29 protein-coding genes are annotated in these 15607 nt (G+C 43.7%); all 29 read right to left on the bottom strand.

Annotated elements, in window-relative coordinates; all coding sequences use genetic code 11:
- Positions 1-5: 5 nt before the first annotated feature.
- The gene (rpsD, locus tag ACLWBD_RS13160; protein WP_041874790.1) at positions 6-632 is read right to left on the bottom strand and encodes a 30S ribosomal protein S4; all 627 of its coding nucleotides are present in this window, start codon (positions 630-632) and stop codon (positions 6-8) included.
- A gap of 12 nt (positions 633-644) precedes the next feature.
- Entirely contained in the window at positions 645-1040 is a 396-nt protein-coding gene (gene rpsK / locus ACLWBD_RS13165; RefSeq protein WP_063204840.1) for a 30S ribosomal protein S11, read from the bottom strand.
- Between the two features lie 14 nt (positions 1041-1054).
- Complete coding sequence (gene rpsM / locus ACLWBD_RS13170) at positions 1055-1429, bottom strand: 30S ribosomal protein S13 (RefSeq protein WP_063204841.1); 375 nt, start codon at positions 1427-1429, stop codon at positions 1055-1057.
- 2 nt (positions 1430-1431) lie between these two features.
- Positions 1432-1545 (bottom strand): 50S ribosomal protein L36, encoded by a 114-nt coding sequence (gene rpmJ / locus ACLWBD_RS13175; protein WP_080683743.1) that lies wholly within the window; start codon positions 1543-1545, stop codon positions 1432-1434.
- Positions 1546-1671: 126 nt separating this feature from the next.
- On the bottom strand, positions 1672-2307 hold the full coding sequence (locus ACLWBD_RS13180) for an adenylate kinase (RefSeq protein ID WP_063204842.1): 636 nt from the start codon (positions 2305-2307) through the stop codon (positions 1672-1674).
- The gene (gene secY, locus ACLWBD_RS13185) at positions 2307-3635 is read right to left on the bottom strand and encodes a preprotein translocase subunit SecY (protein WP_413568502.1); all 1329 of its coding nucleotides are present in this window, start codon (positions 3633-3635) and stop codon (positions 2307-2309) included. Before secY ends, ACLWBD_RS13180 begins: the two co-directional genes overlap by 1 nt.
- Positions 3635-4072, bottom strand: coding sequence for a 50S ribosomal protein L15 (rplO, locus tag ACLWBD_RS13190; protein WP_063204844.1), 438 nt, complete (start codon positions 4070-4072; stop codon positions 3635-3637). Before rplO ends, secY begins: the two co-directional genes overlap by 1 nt.
- A gap of 3 nt (positions 4073-4075) precedes the next feature.
- On the bottom strand, positions 4076-4261 hold the full coding sequence (gene rpmD / locus ACLWBD_RS13195) for a 50S ribosomal protein L30 (protein ID WP_063204845.1): 186 nt from the start codon (positions 4259-4261) through the stop codon (positions 4076-4078).
- Between the two features lie 18 nt (positions 4262-4279).
- Positions 4280-4735, bottom strand: coding sequence for a 30S ribosomal protein S5 (rpsE, locus tag ACLWBD_RS13200; protein WP_063204846.1), 456 nt, complete (start codon positions 4733-4735; stop codon positions 4280-4282).
- A 10-nt stretch (positions 4736-4745) separates the two neighbouring features.
- Positions 4746-5111 carry a 50S ribosomal protein L18 gene (gene rplR, locus ACLWBD_RS13205; protein WP_063204847.1) on the bottom strand — a complete coding sequence of 122 codons (366 nt, stop codon included), beginning with the start codon at positions 5109-5111 and terminating at the stop codon, positions 4746-4748.
- Between the two features lie 12 nt (positions 5112-5123).
- Positions 5124-5666, bottom strand: coding sequence for a 50S ribosomal protein L6 (gene rplF / locus ACLWBD_RS13210; protein ID WP_063204848.1), 543 nt, complete (start codon positions 5664-5666; stop codon positions 5124-5126).
- A 7-nt stretch (positions 5667-5673) separates the two neighbouring features.
- Positions 5674-6063, bottom strand: coding sequence for a 30S ribosomal protein S8 (gene rpsH, locus ACLWBD_RS13215; RefSeq protein ID WP_081110992.1), 390 nt, complete (start codon positions 6061-6063; stop codon positions 5674-5676).
- A gap of 10 nt (positions 6064-6073) precedes the next feature.
- Positions 6074-6379: a 30S ribosomal protein S14 gene (gene rpsN / locus ACLWBD_RS13220; RefSeq protein ID WP_063204850.1), complete on the bottom strand. Its 306-nt coding sequence runs from the start codon at positions 6377-6379 to the stop codon at positions 6074-6076.
- 12 nt (positions 6380-6391) lie between these two features.
- Entirely contained in the window at positions 6392-6931 is a 540-nt protein-coding gene (gene rplE / locus ACLWBD_RS13225) for a 50S ribosomal protein L5 (protein ID WP_063204851.1), read from the bottom strand.
- A gap of 11 nt (positions 6932-6942) precedes the next feature.
- Entirely contained in the window at positions 6943-7311 is a 369-nt protein-coding gene (rplN, locus tag ACLWBD_RS13230) for a 50S ribosomal protein L14 (RefSeq protein WP_063204852.1), read from the bottom strand.
- Between the two features lie 11 nt (positions 7312-7322).
- Positions 7323-7592, bottom strand: a complete 270-nt coding sequence (gene rpsQ, locus ACLWBD_RS13235) for a 30S ribosomal protein S17 (RefSeq protein ID WP_063204853.1) — start codon at positions 7590-7592, stop codon at positions 7323-7325.
- Positions 7593-7601: 9 nt separating this feature from the next.
- The gene (rpmC, locus tag ACLWBD_RS13240; RefSeq protein ID WP_063204854.1) at positions 7602-7793 is read right to left on the bottom strand and encodes a 50S ribosomal protein L29; all 192 of its coding nucleotides are present in this window, start codon (positions 7791-7793) and stop codon (positions 7602-7604) included.
- Positions 7794-7797: 4 nt separating this feature from the next.
- The gene (gene rplP / locus ACLWBD_RS13245) at positions 7798-8205 is read right to left on the bottom strand and encodes a 50S ribosomal protein L16 (protein ID WP_063204855.1); all 408 of its coding nucleotides are present in this window, start codon (positions 8203-8205) and stop codon (positions 7798-7800) included.
- Positions 8192-8857, bottom strand: a complete 666-nt coding sequence (gene rpsC, locus ACLWBD_RS13250; protein ID WP_063204856.1) for a 30S ribosomal protein S3 — start codon at positions 8855-8857, stop codon at positions 8192-8194. Before rpsC ends, rplP begins: the two co-directional genes overlap by 14 nt.
- 2 nt (positions 8858-8859) lie before the next feature.
- Positions 8860-9192 (bottom strand): 50S ribosomal protein L22, encoded by a 333-nt coding sequence (rplV, locus tag ACLWBD_RS13255; RefSeq protein ID WP_063204857.1) that lies wholly within the window; start codon positions 9190-9192, stop codon positions 8860-8862.
- 12 nt (positions 9193-9204) lie between these two features.
- Positions 9205-9495, bottom strand: coding sequence for a 30S ribosomal protein S19 (gene rpsS, locus ACLWBD_RS13260; protein WP_063204858.1), 291 nt, complete (start codon positions 9493-9495; stop codon positions 9205-9207).
- Positions 9496-9504: 9 nt separating this feature from the next.
- Positions 9505-10323 (bottom strand): 50S ribosomal protein L2, encoded by an 819-nt coding sequence (gene rplB / locus ACLWBD_RS13265; protein WP_063204859.1) that lies wholly within the window; start codon positions 10321-10323, stop codon positions 9505-9507.
- A gap of 2 nt (positions 10324-10325) precedes the next feature.
- Positions 10326-10604 (bottom strand): 50S ribosomal protein L23, encoded by a 279-nt coding sequence (gene rplW / locus ACLWBD_RS13270; protein WP_063204860.1) that lies wholly within the window; start codon positions 10602-10604, stop codon positions 10326-10328.
- Complete coding sequence (gene rplD / locus ACLWBD_RS13275) at positions 10604-11233, bottom strand: 50S ribosomal protein L4 (RefSeq protein ID WP_063204861.1); 630 nt, start codon at positions 11231-11233, stop codon at positions 10604-10606. Before rplD ends, rplW begins: the two co-directional genes overlap by 1 nt.
- Position 11234: 1 nt before the next feature.
- Positions 11235-11903, bottom strand: coding sequence for a 50S ribosomal protein L3 (gene rplC / locus ACLWBD_RS13280; protein WP_063204862.1), 669 nt, complete (start codon positions 11901-11903; stop codon positions 11235-11237).
- Positions 11904-11912: 9 nt separating this feature from the next.
- A complete protein-coding gene (gene rpsJ, locus ACLWBD_RS13285; protein ID WP_025308875.1) occupies positions 11913-12230 on the bottom strand; it encodes a 30S ribosomal protein S10 in 318 nt (105 codons plus the stop codon).
- A gap of 205 nt (positions 12231-12435) precedes the next feature.
- A complete protein-coding gene (gene fusA, locus ACLWBD_RS13290) occupies positions 12436-14541 on the bottom strand; it encodes an elongation factor G (protein WP_063204863.1) in 2106 nt (701 codons plus the stop codon).
- Between the two features lie 9 nt (positions 14542-14550).
- Entirely contained in the window at positions 14551-15024 is a 474-nt protein-coding gene (gene rpsG / locus ACLWBD_RS13295; protein WP_063244101.1) for a 30S ribosomal protein S7, read from the bottom strand.
- A gap of 10 nt (positions 15025-15034) precedes the next feature.
- Positions 15035-15409 carry a 30S ribosomal protein S12 gene (gene rpsL / locus ACLWBD_RS13300; protein ID WP_041876514.1) on the bottom strand — a complete coding sequence of 125 codons (375 nt, stop codon included), beginning with the start codon at positions 15407-15409 and terminating at the stop codon, positions 15035-15037.
- Positions 15410-15607: the final 198 nt, after the last annotated feature.

Here is a 15607-nt window from a genome sequence, read left to right on the forward strand (position 1 = left end):
TAAAATTATCTTGAGTAGTATTCAACGATCATGTTTTCTTCAGTAGCAACCGTTACGTCTTCGCGAGTTGGAAGATCTTTAACAGTACCAGTGAATTTAGCATGATCAGCTTCAAGCCATGCTGGAACAGATCTACGAGCAACTGATTGAATAGCGCCCAAGATTTTGCCCATTTCGCGGCTTGATTCCGCAACCGTAATAACGTCACCTTTATTTACGATGATGCTTGGAATGTTAGCTCTCTTACCATTCAACAAGAAATGGTTGTGTTTAACAAGCTGCCTTGCTTCACGACGAGAGTTTGCATATCCCAAAGCATATACAACGTTATCAAGTCTTGTCTCGAGGAATTTAAGAAGCGCAGTGCCCGTCAATTCTTTTGAACGGCTGGCTTCTGTAACATATTTCACAAATTGTTTCTCAGAAACACCGTAGTATCTCTTAGTTTTTTGTTTTTCACGCAATTGAAGTGCAAATTCAGAGAACTTCAAACGAGATTGACCGTGTTGTCCTGGAGGATAAGGTCTTCTTTCGAAAGAACACTTATCAGTGTAACAACGGTCACCCTTCAAGAAAAGTTTCACGTTTTCGCGACGGCAAAGCTTACAAACGCTTTCGTTAATGCAGCTCACGATATACTCCTATTAAATTCTTCTACGCTTAGGCGGACGGCAACCGTTATGTGGAACAGGAGTGATATCTTTAAGAGTCAAGATTCTCATACCTGTAGCAGCAAGTGCACGGATTGCAGGTTCACGACCAGCGCCTGGTCCTTTAAGATAAACGTCCACAGATCTCATGCCTGCTTCCATAGCTTTTTTTGCAGCGTCTTCTGCCGCGGACTGTGCTGCATAAGGAGTGCCTTTACGGCTTCCTTTGAAACCAAGGTGTCCAGCAGAGGACCAAGACACCGTAGCTCCGTTCGGATCAGTCATCGTAACGATAACGTTACCGAAGCCAGCTTGGATATAGCAGTTCCCTTGAGGAACGTTTCTTTTAACTTTTTTCTTAGCAACTTTTTTATTGTCAGTAGTGTTCATGTGCTAGCTACTCCCTAGACTGCTTTTTTCTTATTCGCTACTGTCTTCTTAGGACCTTTACGAGTACGAGCGTTAGAACGAGTGTTCTGACCACGTACAGGCAAGCCCTTACGATGACGGATACCGCGGAAGCAGTTCAAGTCCATAAGACGTTTAATAGAAAGGCCAACTTCACGACGCAAATCACCTTCTACTTTGAAGCTTTGCTCGATGATGCCACGGATTTTAGCGATATGCTCGTCCGTTAGTCCCTCAGTTCTTAGATCGTGAGGAATACCAACTTGCTTACAGATCATAGCCGCACGAGGACGACCGATGCCGTAGATGTAAGTCAAAGCAATTTCAACTCGTTTATTTCTAGGTAAGTCGACACCAAGTAAACGTGCCATGTTTAACCCTGCCTTTGCTTATGTTTAGGGTTTTCGCAAATAACACGAATAACGCCTTTTCGTTTGATAACTTTACATTTATTACAGATTTTCTTAACTGATGGTCTTACTTTCATACTGTCTTCCCATACTTCGTTCCGCTTCAGAAAAAGAAGCGAAAATATCAGCAAAAACACGAATGCGGTCCGGCACGCTAACACCGAAAAACATTAAAGTCTAGAGATAAAAATAATACAGCCGTCTTATTTTATTATTTTTTCGATCTCTTTATAGACTTCTTCGGAGTCTCTATTACCGTCCACTTCTACGTATTTGCCTGCTTTTTTATAAAACTCTTTTAAAGGGCTTGTTTGTTCTTGGTAGGTTTTAAGCCGAGTCTCGATAACCTCTGCCTTGTCATCATTCCTTTGAATGACTTCACCGCCGCAAACATCACATTTGCCTTCCGTCTTGGTAGGCTTGCTGACTATGTGGTAGACAGATCCGCAATTTTTACAAACCCGTCTTCCAGTCAATCGATCCATCAAAATACTCATCGGAACTTCGAGAAAAATTGCTTTTCCGATGGAGAGATTCATTTTTACTAACAACTCATCCAAAGCCTGAGCTTGCACTGCAGTTCTTGGGAATCCGTCGAGGATAAAGTTCTTAGTTCCTTTTTGAAGAACCTCTTCAACCATGCCGATCACAATACTGTCCGGCACTAGCTGACCCTTATCCATATATTCTTGGGCTTTTTTACCAAGATCTGTTTGCCCCTTAATGGCCGCTCTGAACAAATCGCCGGTGCTGATTTGCGTCATTCCCAAGCGTTTAATCAAGAGTTCAGATTGAGTACCTTTTCCGGCCCCAGGGGCACCAAACAGGATCACGTTCATTAGAACTGAACCCTTCTGCTGCGAATTTTAGCTCCTTTAAGGAAGCCCTCATATTTTTGGGTAATCATATGAGATTGAATTTGCTGAGCAGTATCTAACGCCACACCCACGAGGATCAAAAGGCTTGTTCCACCGAATTGGAATGGAACGTTGAACTGAGTCGCCATGATGCCCGGTAGGATACAAATCGTACAAAGATAGATACAACCCAATACGTTTACGCGCTCAAGAACTCTTTGGATGTAGTCAGCAGTTGTTTTACCCGCGCGAACGCCAGGGATGAAACCACCGTACTTCTTAAGGTTGTCAGCAACGTCGTTCGGATTGAAGACGATCTCTGTATAGAAGAACGAGAAGAAAATAATCAATGCCACGAACATGATATTGAAGATCGTGCCCGATGGGTTCAAAGAATCTTGCAAAGACTTCAACCAAGGAGTGTTCACGAACTGCGCCATAGTCGCAGGGAACATCAACAAGGAGCTTGCGAAGATTGGTGGGATAACCCCAGAGAAATTGATTTTAATAGGCAAGTGACTTGTCGGAGTTTGCATAGATTGCATTCCGCCGCCGCCTTGTCTTTGAGAGTACTGAACAGTGATACGACGTTGTGCCACTTCCATGTAAATAACCGCTGCAATAATAGCGACCATGAAAAGCACTAGCAACAATGCTAGGACAAAACGCATTTCACCCGTACGAACTAGTTCCCAAAGCTGTTGAGCACCACCAGGGATCGCTGCTGCGATACCAGTGAAGATGATTAAAGAAGAACCGTTACCGATACCTCTTTCAGTGATTTGCTCACCCAACCACATGATGAAGCATGTACCTGCTGTCAACGTGATGATTGTCATGATTTGGAATGGAAGGAACGCCACTTCTGGTGCGATCACTAATGGACGACCATCTGGGCTTGTAGAATTCATCAACCAGCTGCTGATTCCGTAACCTTGAACAATCGCCAAAGCCACAGTCGCATAACGAGTGTATTGGTTGATTTTACGACGTCCCTGCTCCCCTTCTTTCTTCAAAGATTCCAAGTATGGAATCGCTGAAGTTAGAAGTTGGAAAATGATGGAAGCAGAGATGTACGGCATGATACCCAATGCAAAAATACTGAATTGGGAGAGAGCACCACCCGTGAAGGTGTTGAATAACCCAAAGATTCCGCGGCTTTGTGCTTGGAAGAACGACAATACAGCTGTTCCATCAACTCCAGGAGTCGGAACGTGTACGCCAATTCTGTAAATAGCCAACATTGCCAATGTGAACAAGATGCGTTTACGAAGATCAGAATTCTTTGCGATGCTCTCAATTGCAGACACTACTTAATTACCTCGACTTTGCCGCCAGCAGCTTCAATAGCTTTCTTAGCGCTTTCTGAAAATTTATGAGCCTTAACAGTCAAAGCTGCTTTTAGCTCACCATTTCCCAAAATCTTAACCGCGCCGCCATTGATTAGGCCAGCTTGGTGAAGAGTTTCAGGAGTTACCTCTCCAGAAAATTTAGCAAGTTGTGATAAATTAACAATCTCAAATTTGTTAGCAAACGCGACGTTGCTAAAACCAAACTTAGGCAAACGACGGTGCAAAGGAGTTTGACCACCCTCGAAACCACGGCGAACACGTCCGCCAGTACGAGCTAGTTGACCTTTGTGACCTTTTGTCGCAGTGCCACCCATACCAGAACCGATACCACGACCGATTCTTTTTGGGCTGTGCTTAGATCCCGCTTTGGGAGCAAGTGTTTTAAGCAAGCTCATGGATTACCCCTTAACTACAACATCTACTAGATGTTGTACTTTCATAATATTGCCGCGAGCCGCTGGAGAGTCTTTCACTTCAGAAGTAGAATGACGCTTCTTAAGCCCCAAGCATTTAACTGCATCTTTTTGGTCTTGAGTGCAGCCGATCAATGATCTTTTCAATGTAAGAACAAATGTTTTTGCCATTTTATGCCACCGTTCCGATTAAAGCTGTTTCAACTGCTTTAAGCCGTCGATTGTTGCTCTTACTGCATTGTGAGGGTTACGAGTACCAACACATTTAGTAAGAATGTCTTTTACGCCAACAGACTCAAGAACTGCACGCACCGCGCCACCCGCGATCACACCAGTACCAGGAGCAGCAGGTTTCATAATAACCTTCGCTGCACCGAACTTGCCGATCACTTCGTGAGGGATTGTGCGACCTTCTTTAAGAGCTACGGATTTAGCAGATTTTTTTGCAGATCTGCTAGCTTTACCGATAGCCTCAGGTACTTCGCCTGCTTTACCAGAACCGAAGCCTACGTCTCCAGCCTTGTTTCCAACTACTACTAGAGCTGCGAAAGAGAAGCGACGACCACCCTTAACAACTTTCGTTACACGGTTGATCGCAACTACACGCTCTTCTAATTCAGCTGCTTGAGCTTGAACTTTCTCCACACATCACTCCTTAGAAATTAAGGCCGCCCTCACGAGCGCCTTCTGCTAGAGATTTAACACGGCCATGGTACAAGTAACCATTACGGTCGAAAACGACGTTCTTGATGTTTTTCGTAGCAGCTGCTTTAGCCACTTCGTTACCAACAAGTTTCGCCATATCGATACCAGACTTGTCATCTTTACCAAGAGAAGAAACCGCAACTAGAGTTGTACCTTCAACATCATTGATGATTTGAGCGTACATGTGCTTACCGCTACGGAATACGCAAAGACGTGGTCTTTCCGCAGTTCCGTTTACAGTCTTACGGATTCTGATCTTCTTTTTGAGGCGATTTGATTTACGTTCACTTGTATGTTTGCTTACTTTAATTTTCATACATTACCTCAATTATTTACCAGCCGACTTACCAGCTTTACGTCTGATATGCTCACCAGCATAACGAACACCTTTTGCCAAGTATGGCTCAGGCGGACGGAAAGAACGGATTTTAGCTGCCACTTGGCCAACCAACTCTTTGCTTGGGCCAGTGATTGTAAGGTTCGTTTGCTTATCAACCTTGATTTCGATTCCTTCAGGGATATCGAAGATCACAGGGTGAGAGAAACCCAAAGAAAGTTCCAACTTCTTACCAGATACGTTTGCACGATATCCGACACCGTGAAGTTCAAGACCTTTTGTGAAACCTTTAGTTACGCCAGTTACTGCATTTTGGATAAGCGCTCTGTAAAGACCGTGCAATGCGCGGCTTTCTTTAGAGTCATCTTTGCGAACCAAAACAACTTTACCGCCTTCTACTTTCGCAGAAACAGCTGATTGCATACCGATTTTCAAAGAAGACTTCGCACCTTTAACGACAACTTCGTTAGCAGGTGTTACGCTTACTTGTACTGTGTTATCAAAAATAACGGGTGCTTTACCAATACGAGACATAATTCACCTACCAAAGTGTCGCAAGCAATTCACCACCGAGTTTTGCCTCAGTAGCTTGCTTACCGCTCATGATTCCTTTGCTAGTGCTGATGATGGACATACCCATACCAGAACGAACTGTCGGAATCTTGTCAGATTTAACATAAACTCTACGACCTGGACGAGATACGCGGTCGATAGAATTGATCACGTGGTTTCCAGCTTCGTCGTATTTCAAGTAAACACGCATAATGCCTTGTTTGCTGTCTTTAGCGACTTTGAAGCTTCTGATCAAACCTTCGTTAACGAGGATTTGAGCAATACCCGCTCTTACTTTTGAAGCAGGAAGATCCACTTTTTCGTGTTTCGCTGCTCCAGCATTTCTAATCATTGTAAGGAACTGAGAGATTGTATCCATAGTGATCCTCTTACCAACTTGCTTTCGTTACGCCAGGCAATTTACCGTCAAGAGCCAATTGTCTGAAAGCGATACGAGACAAACCGAATTTGCGGTAGTTACCACGAGGGCGACCCGTCAATTCACAGCGAGTGATAACGCGGTTTGGATTTGTATCACGACGAAGAGCTTGAAGCTTTTTACGAGCTCCATCTCTTTCTTCGTCAGAAAGCTTCATGTCGACAGCTTTCTCTCTAAGCTCTTTTCTATATTGAGCGTATCTTTTAGAAAGTTCTTTTCTTTTATTATTTTTTTCAATGCTTGCTTTACGAGCCAAGTTACACCCCTCTTACTTTCTGAAGGGCATGCCAAGTGCTTCAAGAAGCGCTCTGCCCTCAGCGTCGTTTTTAGCAGTTGTACAAATAGTGATGTTCATACCGCGAGTTTTATCAACTTTATCGTAGTTGATCTCAGGGAACACGATTTGTTCTTTCAAGCCCATGTTGTAGTTACCACGGCCGTCGAAACCTTTATTTGGCAAACCACGGAAGTCTCTTACGCGAGGAAGTGCCAAAGTGTTCAAACGATCCATGAAAGACCACATTTTTTCTCTTCTCAAAGTTACGCGAACACCCAATGGGATGCCAGCACGCAATTTGAAGTTAGAGATAGCTTTTTTAGCTTTAGTGATAACAGCTTTTTGACCAGTGATCGCAGTGATCTCGTCAACAACAGTGTTCAAAATTTTTGGATTTTGAACTGCTTCGCTCAAGCACACGCTTAGAGTGATTTTCTCTAAACGAGGAACTTGCATCACGTTTTTAGCACCCAATTGTTTTTGAAGAGCGGGAGCGATCTCTTTTCTGTATTTTGTATGTAAGCGATTCATCTCATCACCCCTTATAGAACTTCCGGAGCCAAAGATACGATCTTAACGAACGACTTAGCTCTCAATTCTCTGGCAACTGGGCCAAAGATACGTGTTCCAATTGGTTCCTTAGAAGCGTTGATAAGAACTGCAGAGTTATCATCAAAACGGATGTAAGATCCGTCTGGACGACGAAGTTTTTGCACTGTTCTTACAACAACTGCTTTAGCAACATCACCTTTTTTAACTTTAGCGTTTGGCAAAGCTTCTTTGATAGAAACAACGATAACATCACCGATAGATGCTACACGGCGTTTTGAACCACCAAGAACCTTTACGCACATAACTTCTTTAGCGCCAGAGTTGTCAGCTACATTTAGTCTAGTTTGCATTTGAATCATGACAACTCCCCTTACGCCTTAGCCGTTTCAACAACTTCAGCCAAAGTCCAACGCTTAGTTTTGCTAAGAGGACGAGTTTCACGGATCTTAACGATGTCACCAGTTTTAGCTTGGTTCTTTTCGTCATGAGCCTTGAAAACAGATGTCTTCTTAACGTACTTACCGTACTTTGGATGTTTCACCATGCGGTAGATGAGGACAGAGATAGTTTTATCCATCTTGTCACTGATAACTTCACCTACGACTTCAATTTTACGTCCTCTAGTATTAGTTTCAGTCATTCTCTACCTCTATCTCGCCACTTTTTTAACAATCGCTGTATTGATTTTAGCGATGTTGCGGCGAAGATTACGAATTTCAATTGGGTTTGAAAGTTGACCAATTGAATTCTTGATACGTGCTTGGAACAACTCTTCAGAAAGAGCTGCTCTTTTCTTCTTCAATTCAGTTACAGAAAGATCTTGAATCTCAACGAACTTCATAAAACTACTCCCTCACCAAGAAACGAGTTTTGAAAGGAAGTTTGTGAGCTGCGCGTTCGAAAGCTTCTTTAGCTTGTTCACGAGTCACACCGTTCATTTCGAAAAGAACTTTTCCAGGAAGAACGCGTGCTACCCACAACTCCGGATTACCTTTACCGCTACCCATACGAGTTTCAGCAGGTTTCTTAGTTACTGGGATGTTCGGGAACACACGGCACCAGATTTTACCACCACGTTTTACTGAACGTGAGATAGCAATACGACCAGCTTCCAACTGACGAGCTGTCAGACGGCCTTCCTCGATAGCTTGAAGACCGTAGTCTCCGAAATCAAGGTTAGAACCTCTGTAAGCAAAACCAGTTGCGCGGCCTACAAATTGTTTACGCCATTTTACTCTTTTAGGACTTAACACGACCTGCCTCCTCAACTTCGCGAGCAGATAAGATATCGCCTTTATAGATCCATACTTTCATGCCGATGATTCCGTATGCAGTCAAAGCTTCAGCAGTACCGTAGTCGATATCTGCACGCAATGTATGAAGAGGAACACTCTTCTCATTGTACCACTCTGAACGAGCAATTTCGGCTCCATCAAGACGTCCTGAAACACGGATCTTGATACCTCTCACGCCGCCTTTGATAGCAGCTGCAATAGCTTTTTTAAGTGCTCTTCTCCAAGAGATACGTTTCTCAAGTTGTTGAGCAATACTCTCAGCGACGAGCTGAGCATCGAGGTCTGGCTTGCGCACTTCTTGGATGCTCAAGAAAACTTCGTTGGGTGTAAGTTTTTGAACTTCCGCTTTAAGTGAATCAATACCAGTACCTTTTTTACCAATTACAACACCTGGACGAGCAGTAGAGATGATGATTTTAATCTTCTTTGCTGCACGTTCCATTTCAATTTTCGCCACACCCGCGTGCTTAAGCTTATTTTTCAAATACTTTCTTAAGCGGATGTCTTCGTGGAGATTTTCAAAATATTGGTTACCCTTCGCATACCAGCGAGAGTCCCACGTTCTGATAACACCAACTCTTAGACCAATTGGATTAACCTTTTGTCCCACGACTATTTCTCCTCGAGTACTACGTTAATGTGGCTGGTCTTCTTGCGAACTCCGAAAGCACGCCCTTGAGCGCGAGGACGGAATCTTTTAAGAACAGGGCCTTGATCAACCCAGATAGCTTTAACATAAAGATTATCAACATCCATAACCTTTTTGTATTCTGCGTTAGCAACCGCAGATTCGATTAGCTTTTTTACCATACCAGCAGTTTTCTTATTCAAGAAAGTGAGAGTTTTTACTGCTTCGTTCACGTCTTTACCGCGAACTAGGTCAACAACCAATCTTGCTTTCTGAGCGCCTACTCTTGCATATTTCAAGCTTGCTTTAACTTCCATAATCAACCTCTATTACTTCTTCGCAGCAGCAGGAGCAGCTGCTTTCTTCTCGGCGTGACCTTGGAAAGTTCTTGTTGGAGCAAACTCACCGAGTTTGTGACCAATCATGTTCTCAGTGATGTAAACTGGAACGAACTTTCTTCCGTTATGAACCGCAAAAGTCAGTCCAATTGTCTCTGGAAGAATTGTTGAGCGGCGAGACCAAGTTTTAATAACTTTTTTATCATTTTTTTCGATCGCAGTGTCGATCTTCTTTTGAAGATGCAAATCGACGAATGGACCTTTTTTAATCGAGCGTGCCACCTTTTACTCCTACTTACGTCTCTTGATAATTGAAGAGTTGGTTCTCTTGTTATTTCTAGTTTTGTAACCCTTACAAGGTTGACCCCAAGGAGTTACTGGGTGATGCCCTTTACCAACACCCTCACCACCACCCAATGGATGGTCGACAGGGTTCATGTGCATACCACGAACTGAAGGACGGATACCTCTCCAACGAGAGCGACCTGCTTTACCAAGATTGATGTTTTCGTTGTCAGTGTTACCAACTTGACCGATTGAAGCTTTGCACACAGACAAGATTTGCTTCAATTCGCCAGACGGCATACGTACTTGGCAGTATTGTTCACCTTTACCAGCCAAAGTTGCAGTAGCACCTGCACCACGGCAAACTTGACCACCTTTACCCGGACGCATTTCGATGTTGTGGATCACAGTACCAACTGGGATCGCAGCCAAAGAAAGGCAGTTACCTGGTTTGATGTCGGCTTTATCAGAAGAAAGAACTGTATCGCCTACGTTCAATCCAACTGGAGCGATGATGTACGCCTTAGCGCCATCTACGTAAGAGATAAGAGCGATACGGCAAGTTCTGTTTGGATCGTACTCGATCGCAACAACTTTTGCTGGAACGTCTACTTTAGTTCTTTTGAAATCAACCAAACGGTATTTTCTTTTATGACCGCCACCTTGGTGACGGATAGTGATTTGACCGTGGTTGTTACGAGCAGCTTTATTATGTAGAGGTTCAACTAGAGATTTCTCTGGAGTTGTTTTCGTGATTTCTTTGAAATCGAAACCAGTCATTCCTCTGCGACCATGAGAGCGTGGGGCAAATGTTTTAATACCCATCTTTATACTCCCTCAAAAAGAGCGATCTTCTCACCTTCAACAAGCTTAACGTAAGCTTTTTTCCAGTAAGGGACCTTTGTTAATCCGAATTTAGTGTACTTCGAGTGACCGCGGCAAACGCTAGTTCTAACGCTGTCTACTTTCACTTTGAAGTTCTTTTCTACCGCAGCTTTGATATCAGTCTTAGTAGACTTAAGATCTACTTCGAACACATACACGCCAGCAGCGTTGTGATATGTATTTTTCTCTGTGATAAGAGGAGCTTTAATTACTTGTTTCATTACGCTTTCTCCAATGAGCAACGATCTACGATTTTTGCTACAGAGTCTTTTGTGATCACTGCTGCATCGTATTTCAATAGATCGAATACGTTCAAACCTTCAACTGGGAAGTATTTGAAAGATTGTAAGTTTTTAGAAGCGCGACCGAACTTTTCGTTCACAGCAGCGTCAACCAAAACAGCTTTTGTTAGACCGAAAGCTTTCAAACGTTTGTTAAGCTCAGCAGTTTTACCTTCAGATTGCATGCTGTCCACGATGAACAACTTACCTTCTTTTTGAAGATGAGAAAGTGCCATGCTCAAACCTAAACGACGAACTTTTTTAGGTAGAACGAAAGCGTAGCTACGAGGTTGTGGACCGAACATAGTACCACCACCAGGCATCAAAGGAGAACGTGAAGAACCTTGACGAGCTCCACCAGTACCTTTTTGTTTGAATGGCTTTTTACCACCGCCAGACACAAGACCTTTTGTTTTAGTCATGTGTGTACCTTGACGACGAGCCGCCAATTGCCATTGAACTACAGTGTGAAGAACTTCCTTTTTAACAGGAGCTTCGAACACGTCAGCAGCCAATTCAACTGATCCAACTTTTTCTTTTTTCCAGTTTAATACGTTTACTGTTGCCATACTATTCTCTCACCAACTTAACTAAAGTGTTTCTGGCACCAGGAACAGGACCCTTAACCATAAGAACGTTTTCGTCCGCTAGAACTTGAACGATCTCAACATTTTTTACAGTCACTGTTTCGTTACCCAAATGACCAGGGAATTTTTTACCAGGCATTACACGACCCGGCCATGTTCTGTTACCAGAAGAACCCGGACGACGGTGGAATTTAGAACCGTGGGCACCAGGACCACCGGCGAAGTTCCAACGCTTCATAACACCAGCGAAACCTTTACCTTTAGATTTAGAAGTGATTTTTACGAAATCACCTTTAACCAATGAATCGATAGAGATTTGCGCACCAACAGTCACGCCTTCAGGGATTGATTGGCGGATTTCTTTTACGAATTGCGCGCCATTTTCAAAACCAGATTTAGCCAAGTGACCTTTTTCTGCTTTGTTTGAGTTTTTAGCTTTTTTAGGATGGCAAGCTACTTGAATAGCTTCGTAGCCATCAGCTTCGTTAGTTTTGATTTGAGAAACAAACCAAGGCTCATAACGAAGAACTGTTACAGGAACTGCCTCACCATTTTCATTGTAAATGGTAGCCATACCTTCTTTGAATGCGAACAGGCCGTTCAGCTTCAGGCCTTGCTCGTTTGAATTTGTAGTTTGTGTAGTTTCGCTCACTGTTTACTCCTAGATTGCTGAAAGTTTGATTTCAACATCAACGCCAGCTGAGAGGTCGAGTTTCATGAGCTGATCGACAGTCTGCTGAGTGGGTTCTAAAATATCGAGCATACGCTTGTGTGTTCTCACTTCGAATTGCTCACGAGATTTTTTATCTACGTGAGGAGAACGCAACACTGTGTAGCGGTTGATACGAGTTGGAAGAGGGATTGGACCCGCAACCTTCGCACCAGTACGACGTGCTGTTTCGACGATTTCTTTCGTCGATTGATCAAGCAATTTATGATCGAATGCCTTCAATCTGATTCTAATCTTCTGACTTTGCATATGGACACTCTTCTTCTTTTTAAAGTATCGTAATTACTAGCAAATTTACTAAAATGCGCTTTAACCCCATCGAAAACTTGTCCCGAATTAGCCCTTGCGGCCTGCGATTTCACTCACGCGGGAGGTTTTTTGTAAGTTGTAGACGCTATGAGTGCGCGAGTATGCGCACTGTAAAACCCTTTGTCAAAGGGAAATTATTAATTTTTTAATATCTTCCCATTTTGTGGAGAATTTCGGTTTTTGCCTTGGCCGGAACCACGGCATATTCCAAAAATTCCATACTGAAACTTGCTCTTCCCTGACTCAGACTGCGCACATTGGTCGCATAACCGAATAGGTTCGCTAATGGGGCTTCCGCAGAAATCACCTGACCGCCACCGACTTTGGCGTTCATCGTGAGAATTTTTCCACGGCGGGAATTTAAATCCCCCACCACATTGCCGACGAATTCATCGGGACAAGTGACTTCTAACTTAAAGATGGGCTCTAGAAGTTCAACAGTCGCACTTTTCACAGCATCACGGAAAGCCAGGGAAGTAGCCGCTTTAAAGGCCATTTCACTGGAAGCCTCGGGACGCACTTCTACGGAATTTAAAGTCCCCTTAATACCGATCATAGAGTAACTCGCCAGAGGGCCTACTTCGGCAGCCTCTTTAAAGCCGTTCTCGACCGCTTTTAAGAAGGGAGCTGTAAATTCTTTAGACACGGAAACTTTGGATACGAACTGAATGCCGTCATGTTGAGAAATCGGCTCAATCGTCAAAGAGACTTTCGCGTACTGCTGCTCACCCGCCACTTCACGTTCGTAAACGTGTTCAACTGTAGCTGAAGATGAGATGCCTTCGCGATAAGACACCTGAGGGTTACCGACGTTGGCCTGAACTTTATGCTCGCGCAAAAGACGGTCAACAAGGATCTCTAAATGAAGCTCTCCCATGCCCGACAAAAGAATTTGACCTGTTTCCGGGTCATTTCTTAGACGGCAGGAAGGATCTTCTTTACCCAATTTTTCCAAGCCCTGAAGCATTTTTTCCTGGTCAGCTGAAGACTTCGCTTCAATCGCCACAGAAATAACAGGTTCAGGGAAAGTGATCGATTCAAGAACAACAGCGTGAGACGTTTCACAAAGAGTGTCTCCTGTCGCCGTGAATTTAAGACCCACAACTGCGCCGATATCGCCGGCTTTCAAGCTTGTGATCTCTTCACGAGAGTTCGCGTGCATCTTAACTAATTTTTGGATGCGTTCTTTTTTCTCTGTGCGCGGATTGAAAAGTTGGTCGCCCACTTTCACTTCGCCAGAGTACACGCGGATGTAAGTCAAAGTTCCAGCAAATGGATCATTGGCAATTTTGAAAGCCAAGGCTGCGACATTCGCTTCGAAGTCTGTCTTACATACAATTTCTTTTTCTGGTTTTTGCGGATCATGACCCACGATATCTGGCACTTCAATAGGAGAAGGCAAATAGTCGATCACGCCGTCGAGCAAAGGTTGTACACCTTTGTTTTTGAAAGCCGCCCCACAGAATACTGGGAAAGCTTTAAGTTCGAGAGTTCCTTTACGAAGAGCGCGCTTCAATTCAGCAACAGTCACTTCTTCGCCATTCAGATACTTCTCTAAAAGTTCGTCTTCAAACTCAACGATCTTTTCAATGACTTCTGTACGGAAGCGAGTGACTTCTTCCTTCATGTCATTGGGAACATCGGTAACTTCGAAATGGTCACCCATTCCTGCTTGGTCCCACATGTAAGCGCGATTTTCTAATAAATCGACAACACCGCGGAAGGTGTCTTCCATGCCGATAGGAACTTGAACAGGAATTGGATTCGCATTGAGCTTGTCTTTGATTGTCCCGTAAGACATCACAAAGTCAGCACCCACGCGATCCATTTTATTAACGAAACAGATTCTTGGAACTTTATATTTGTCAGCTTGTTTCCAAACGGTTTCAGACTGAGGCTCAACACCGTTCACACCGTCGAATACCGCAATAGCACCATCAAGGACGCGCAAAGAACGCTCCACTTCGATAGTGAAATCCACGTGTCCGGGAGTATCGATGATGTTGATTCTGTGATCTTTCCAGAACGCCATGGTCGCAGCAGAAGTGATTGTGATACCACGTTCTTGCTCTTGAACCATCCAGTCCATGGTAGCATCGCCATCATGAACTTCGCCGATTTTATGACTTTTACCAGTGTAGTAAAGAATGCGTTCGGTAGTGGTCGTTTTACCGGCATCGATGTGAGCCATGATGCCGATATTACGAGTATACTTGAGATCAGCTACAACTTTAGGATCTTTAGCTGACATGTAAACAGATTACCAATTGTAGTGAGAGAAAGCCTTATTTGCTTCAGCCATACGGTGAACATCGTCTTTCTTCTTAATAGAGTTACCTCTATTGTTGTAAGCATCAACGAATTCGCCAGCCAAGCGCTTAGCCATATCTTTTTCACCGCGCTCGCGAGAGTACTCAACTAACCATCTCATTGCTAGTGCCAAACGACGAGAAGGACGTACGTCTACAGGAACTTGGTAAGTCGCTCCACCAACACGGCGAGAACGAACTTCGATAGAAGGCTTTACGTTTTCAAGAGCTTTCTTGAAGATGTTCATTGGCTCTTCGCCTTGAATTTTACCTTCAAGTTCTTTCAATGCTCCGTAGAAAAGCTTCTGTGCAGTAGCTTTTTTACCTTGGATCATCATTTTATTAACGAATTTAGCAATTACTAGATCCTTGAAAACTGGATCTGGAATAACTTCTCTTTTAAAGGTCTTTTTACGACGTGACATTTCTCAATCCTTATTTCTTAGGTCTCTTAGTACCGTATTTAGAGCGAGAACGCAGACGACCGTTCACACCTTGAAGATCCAATACACCGCGTACGATATGGTAACGAACGCCCGGCAAGTCCTTCACACGACCACCACGGATCAAGACAACGCTATGCTCTTGAAGGTTGTGACCGATACCTGGGATGTAAGAGATAACTTCGAAACCATTAGAAAGACGGACTTTTGCTACTTTACGAAGAGCAGAGTTCGGCTTCTTTGGAGTCGTAGTATAAACACGCGTACAAACGCCACGACGTTGAGGACATGAAACCAACGCAGGTGACTTTGTTTGGTTCTTTTGAACTTTACGCTCACTTTTGATGAGCTGGTTAATAGTAGGCACTTTAAAACCCCTTAAACGATTTTTCAATACTCCGACGAGTCGGAGTGCAGATCTAATCCAAGACGCTGGAACTTACATTGCCAAAAGCGCCCTGGTCAAGACTTTGTTGTTATTTTTATAGCCCAAAAAGTGGTGTGAGCTCCGCTTTTTGATCTTTTTACACTTTGCCCCAGGAGCCGACCTAAATCGGCGCCCAGG

It is taken from the genome of Bdellovibrio sp. HCB117, assembly GCF_047305915.1.
GTDB classification, from domain to species: domain Bacteria; phylum Bdellovibrionota; class Bdellovibrionia; order Bdellovibrionales; family Bdellovibrionaceae; genus Bdellovibrio; species Bdellovibrio bacteriovorus_B.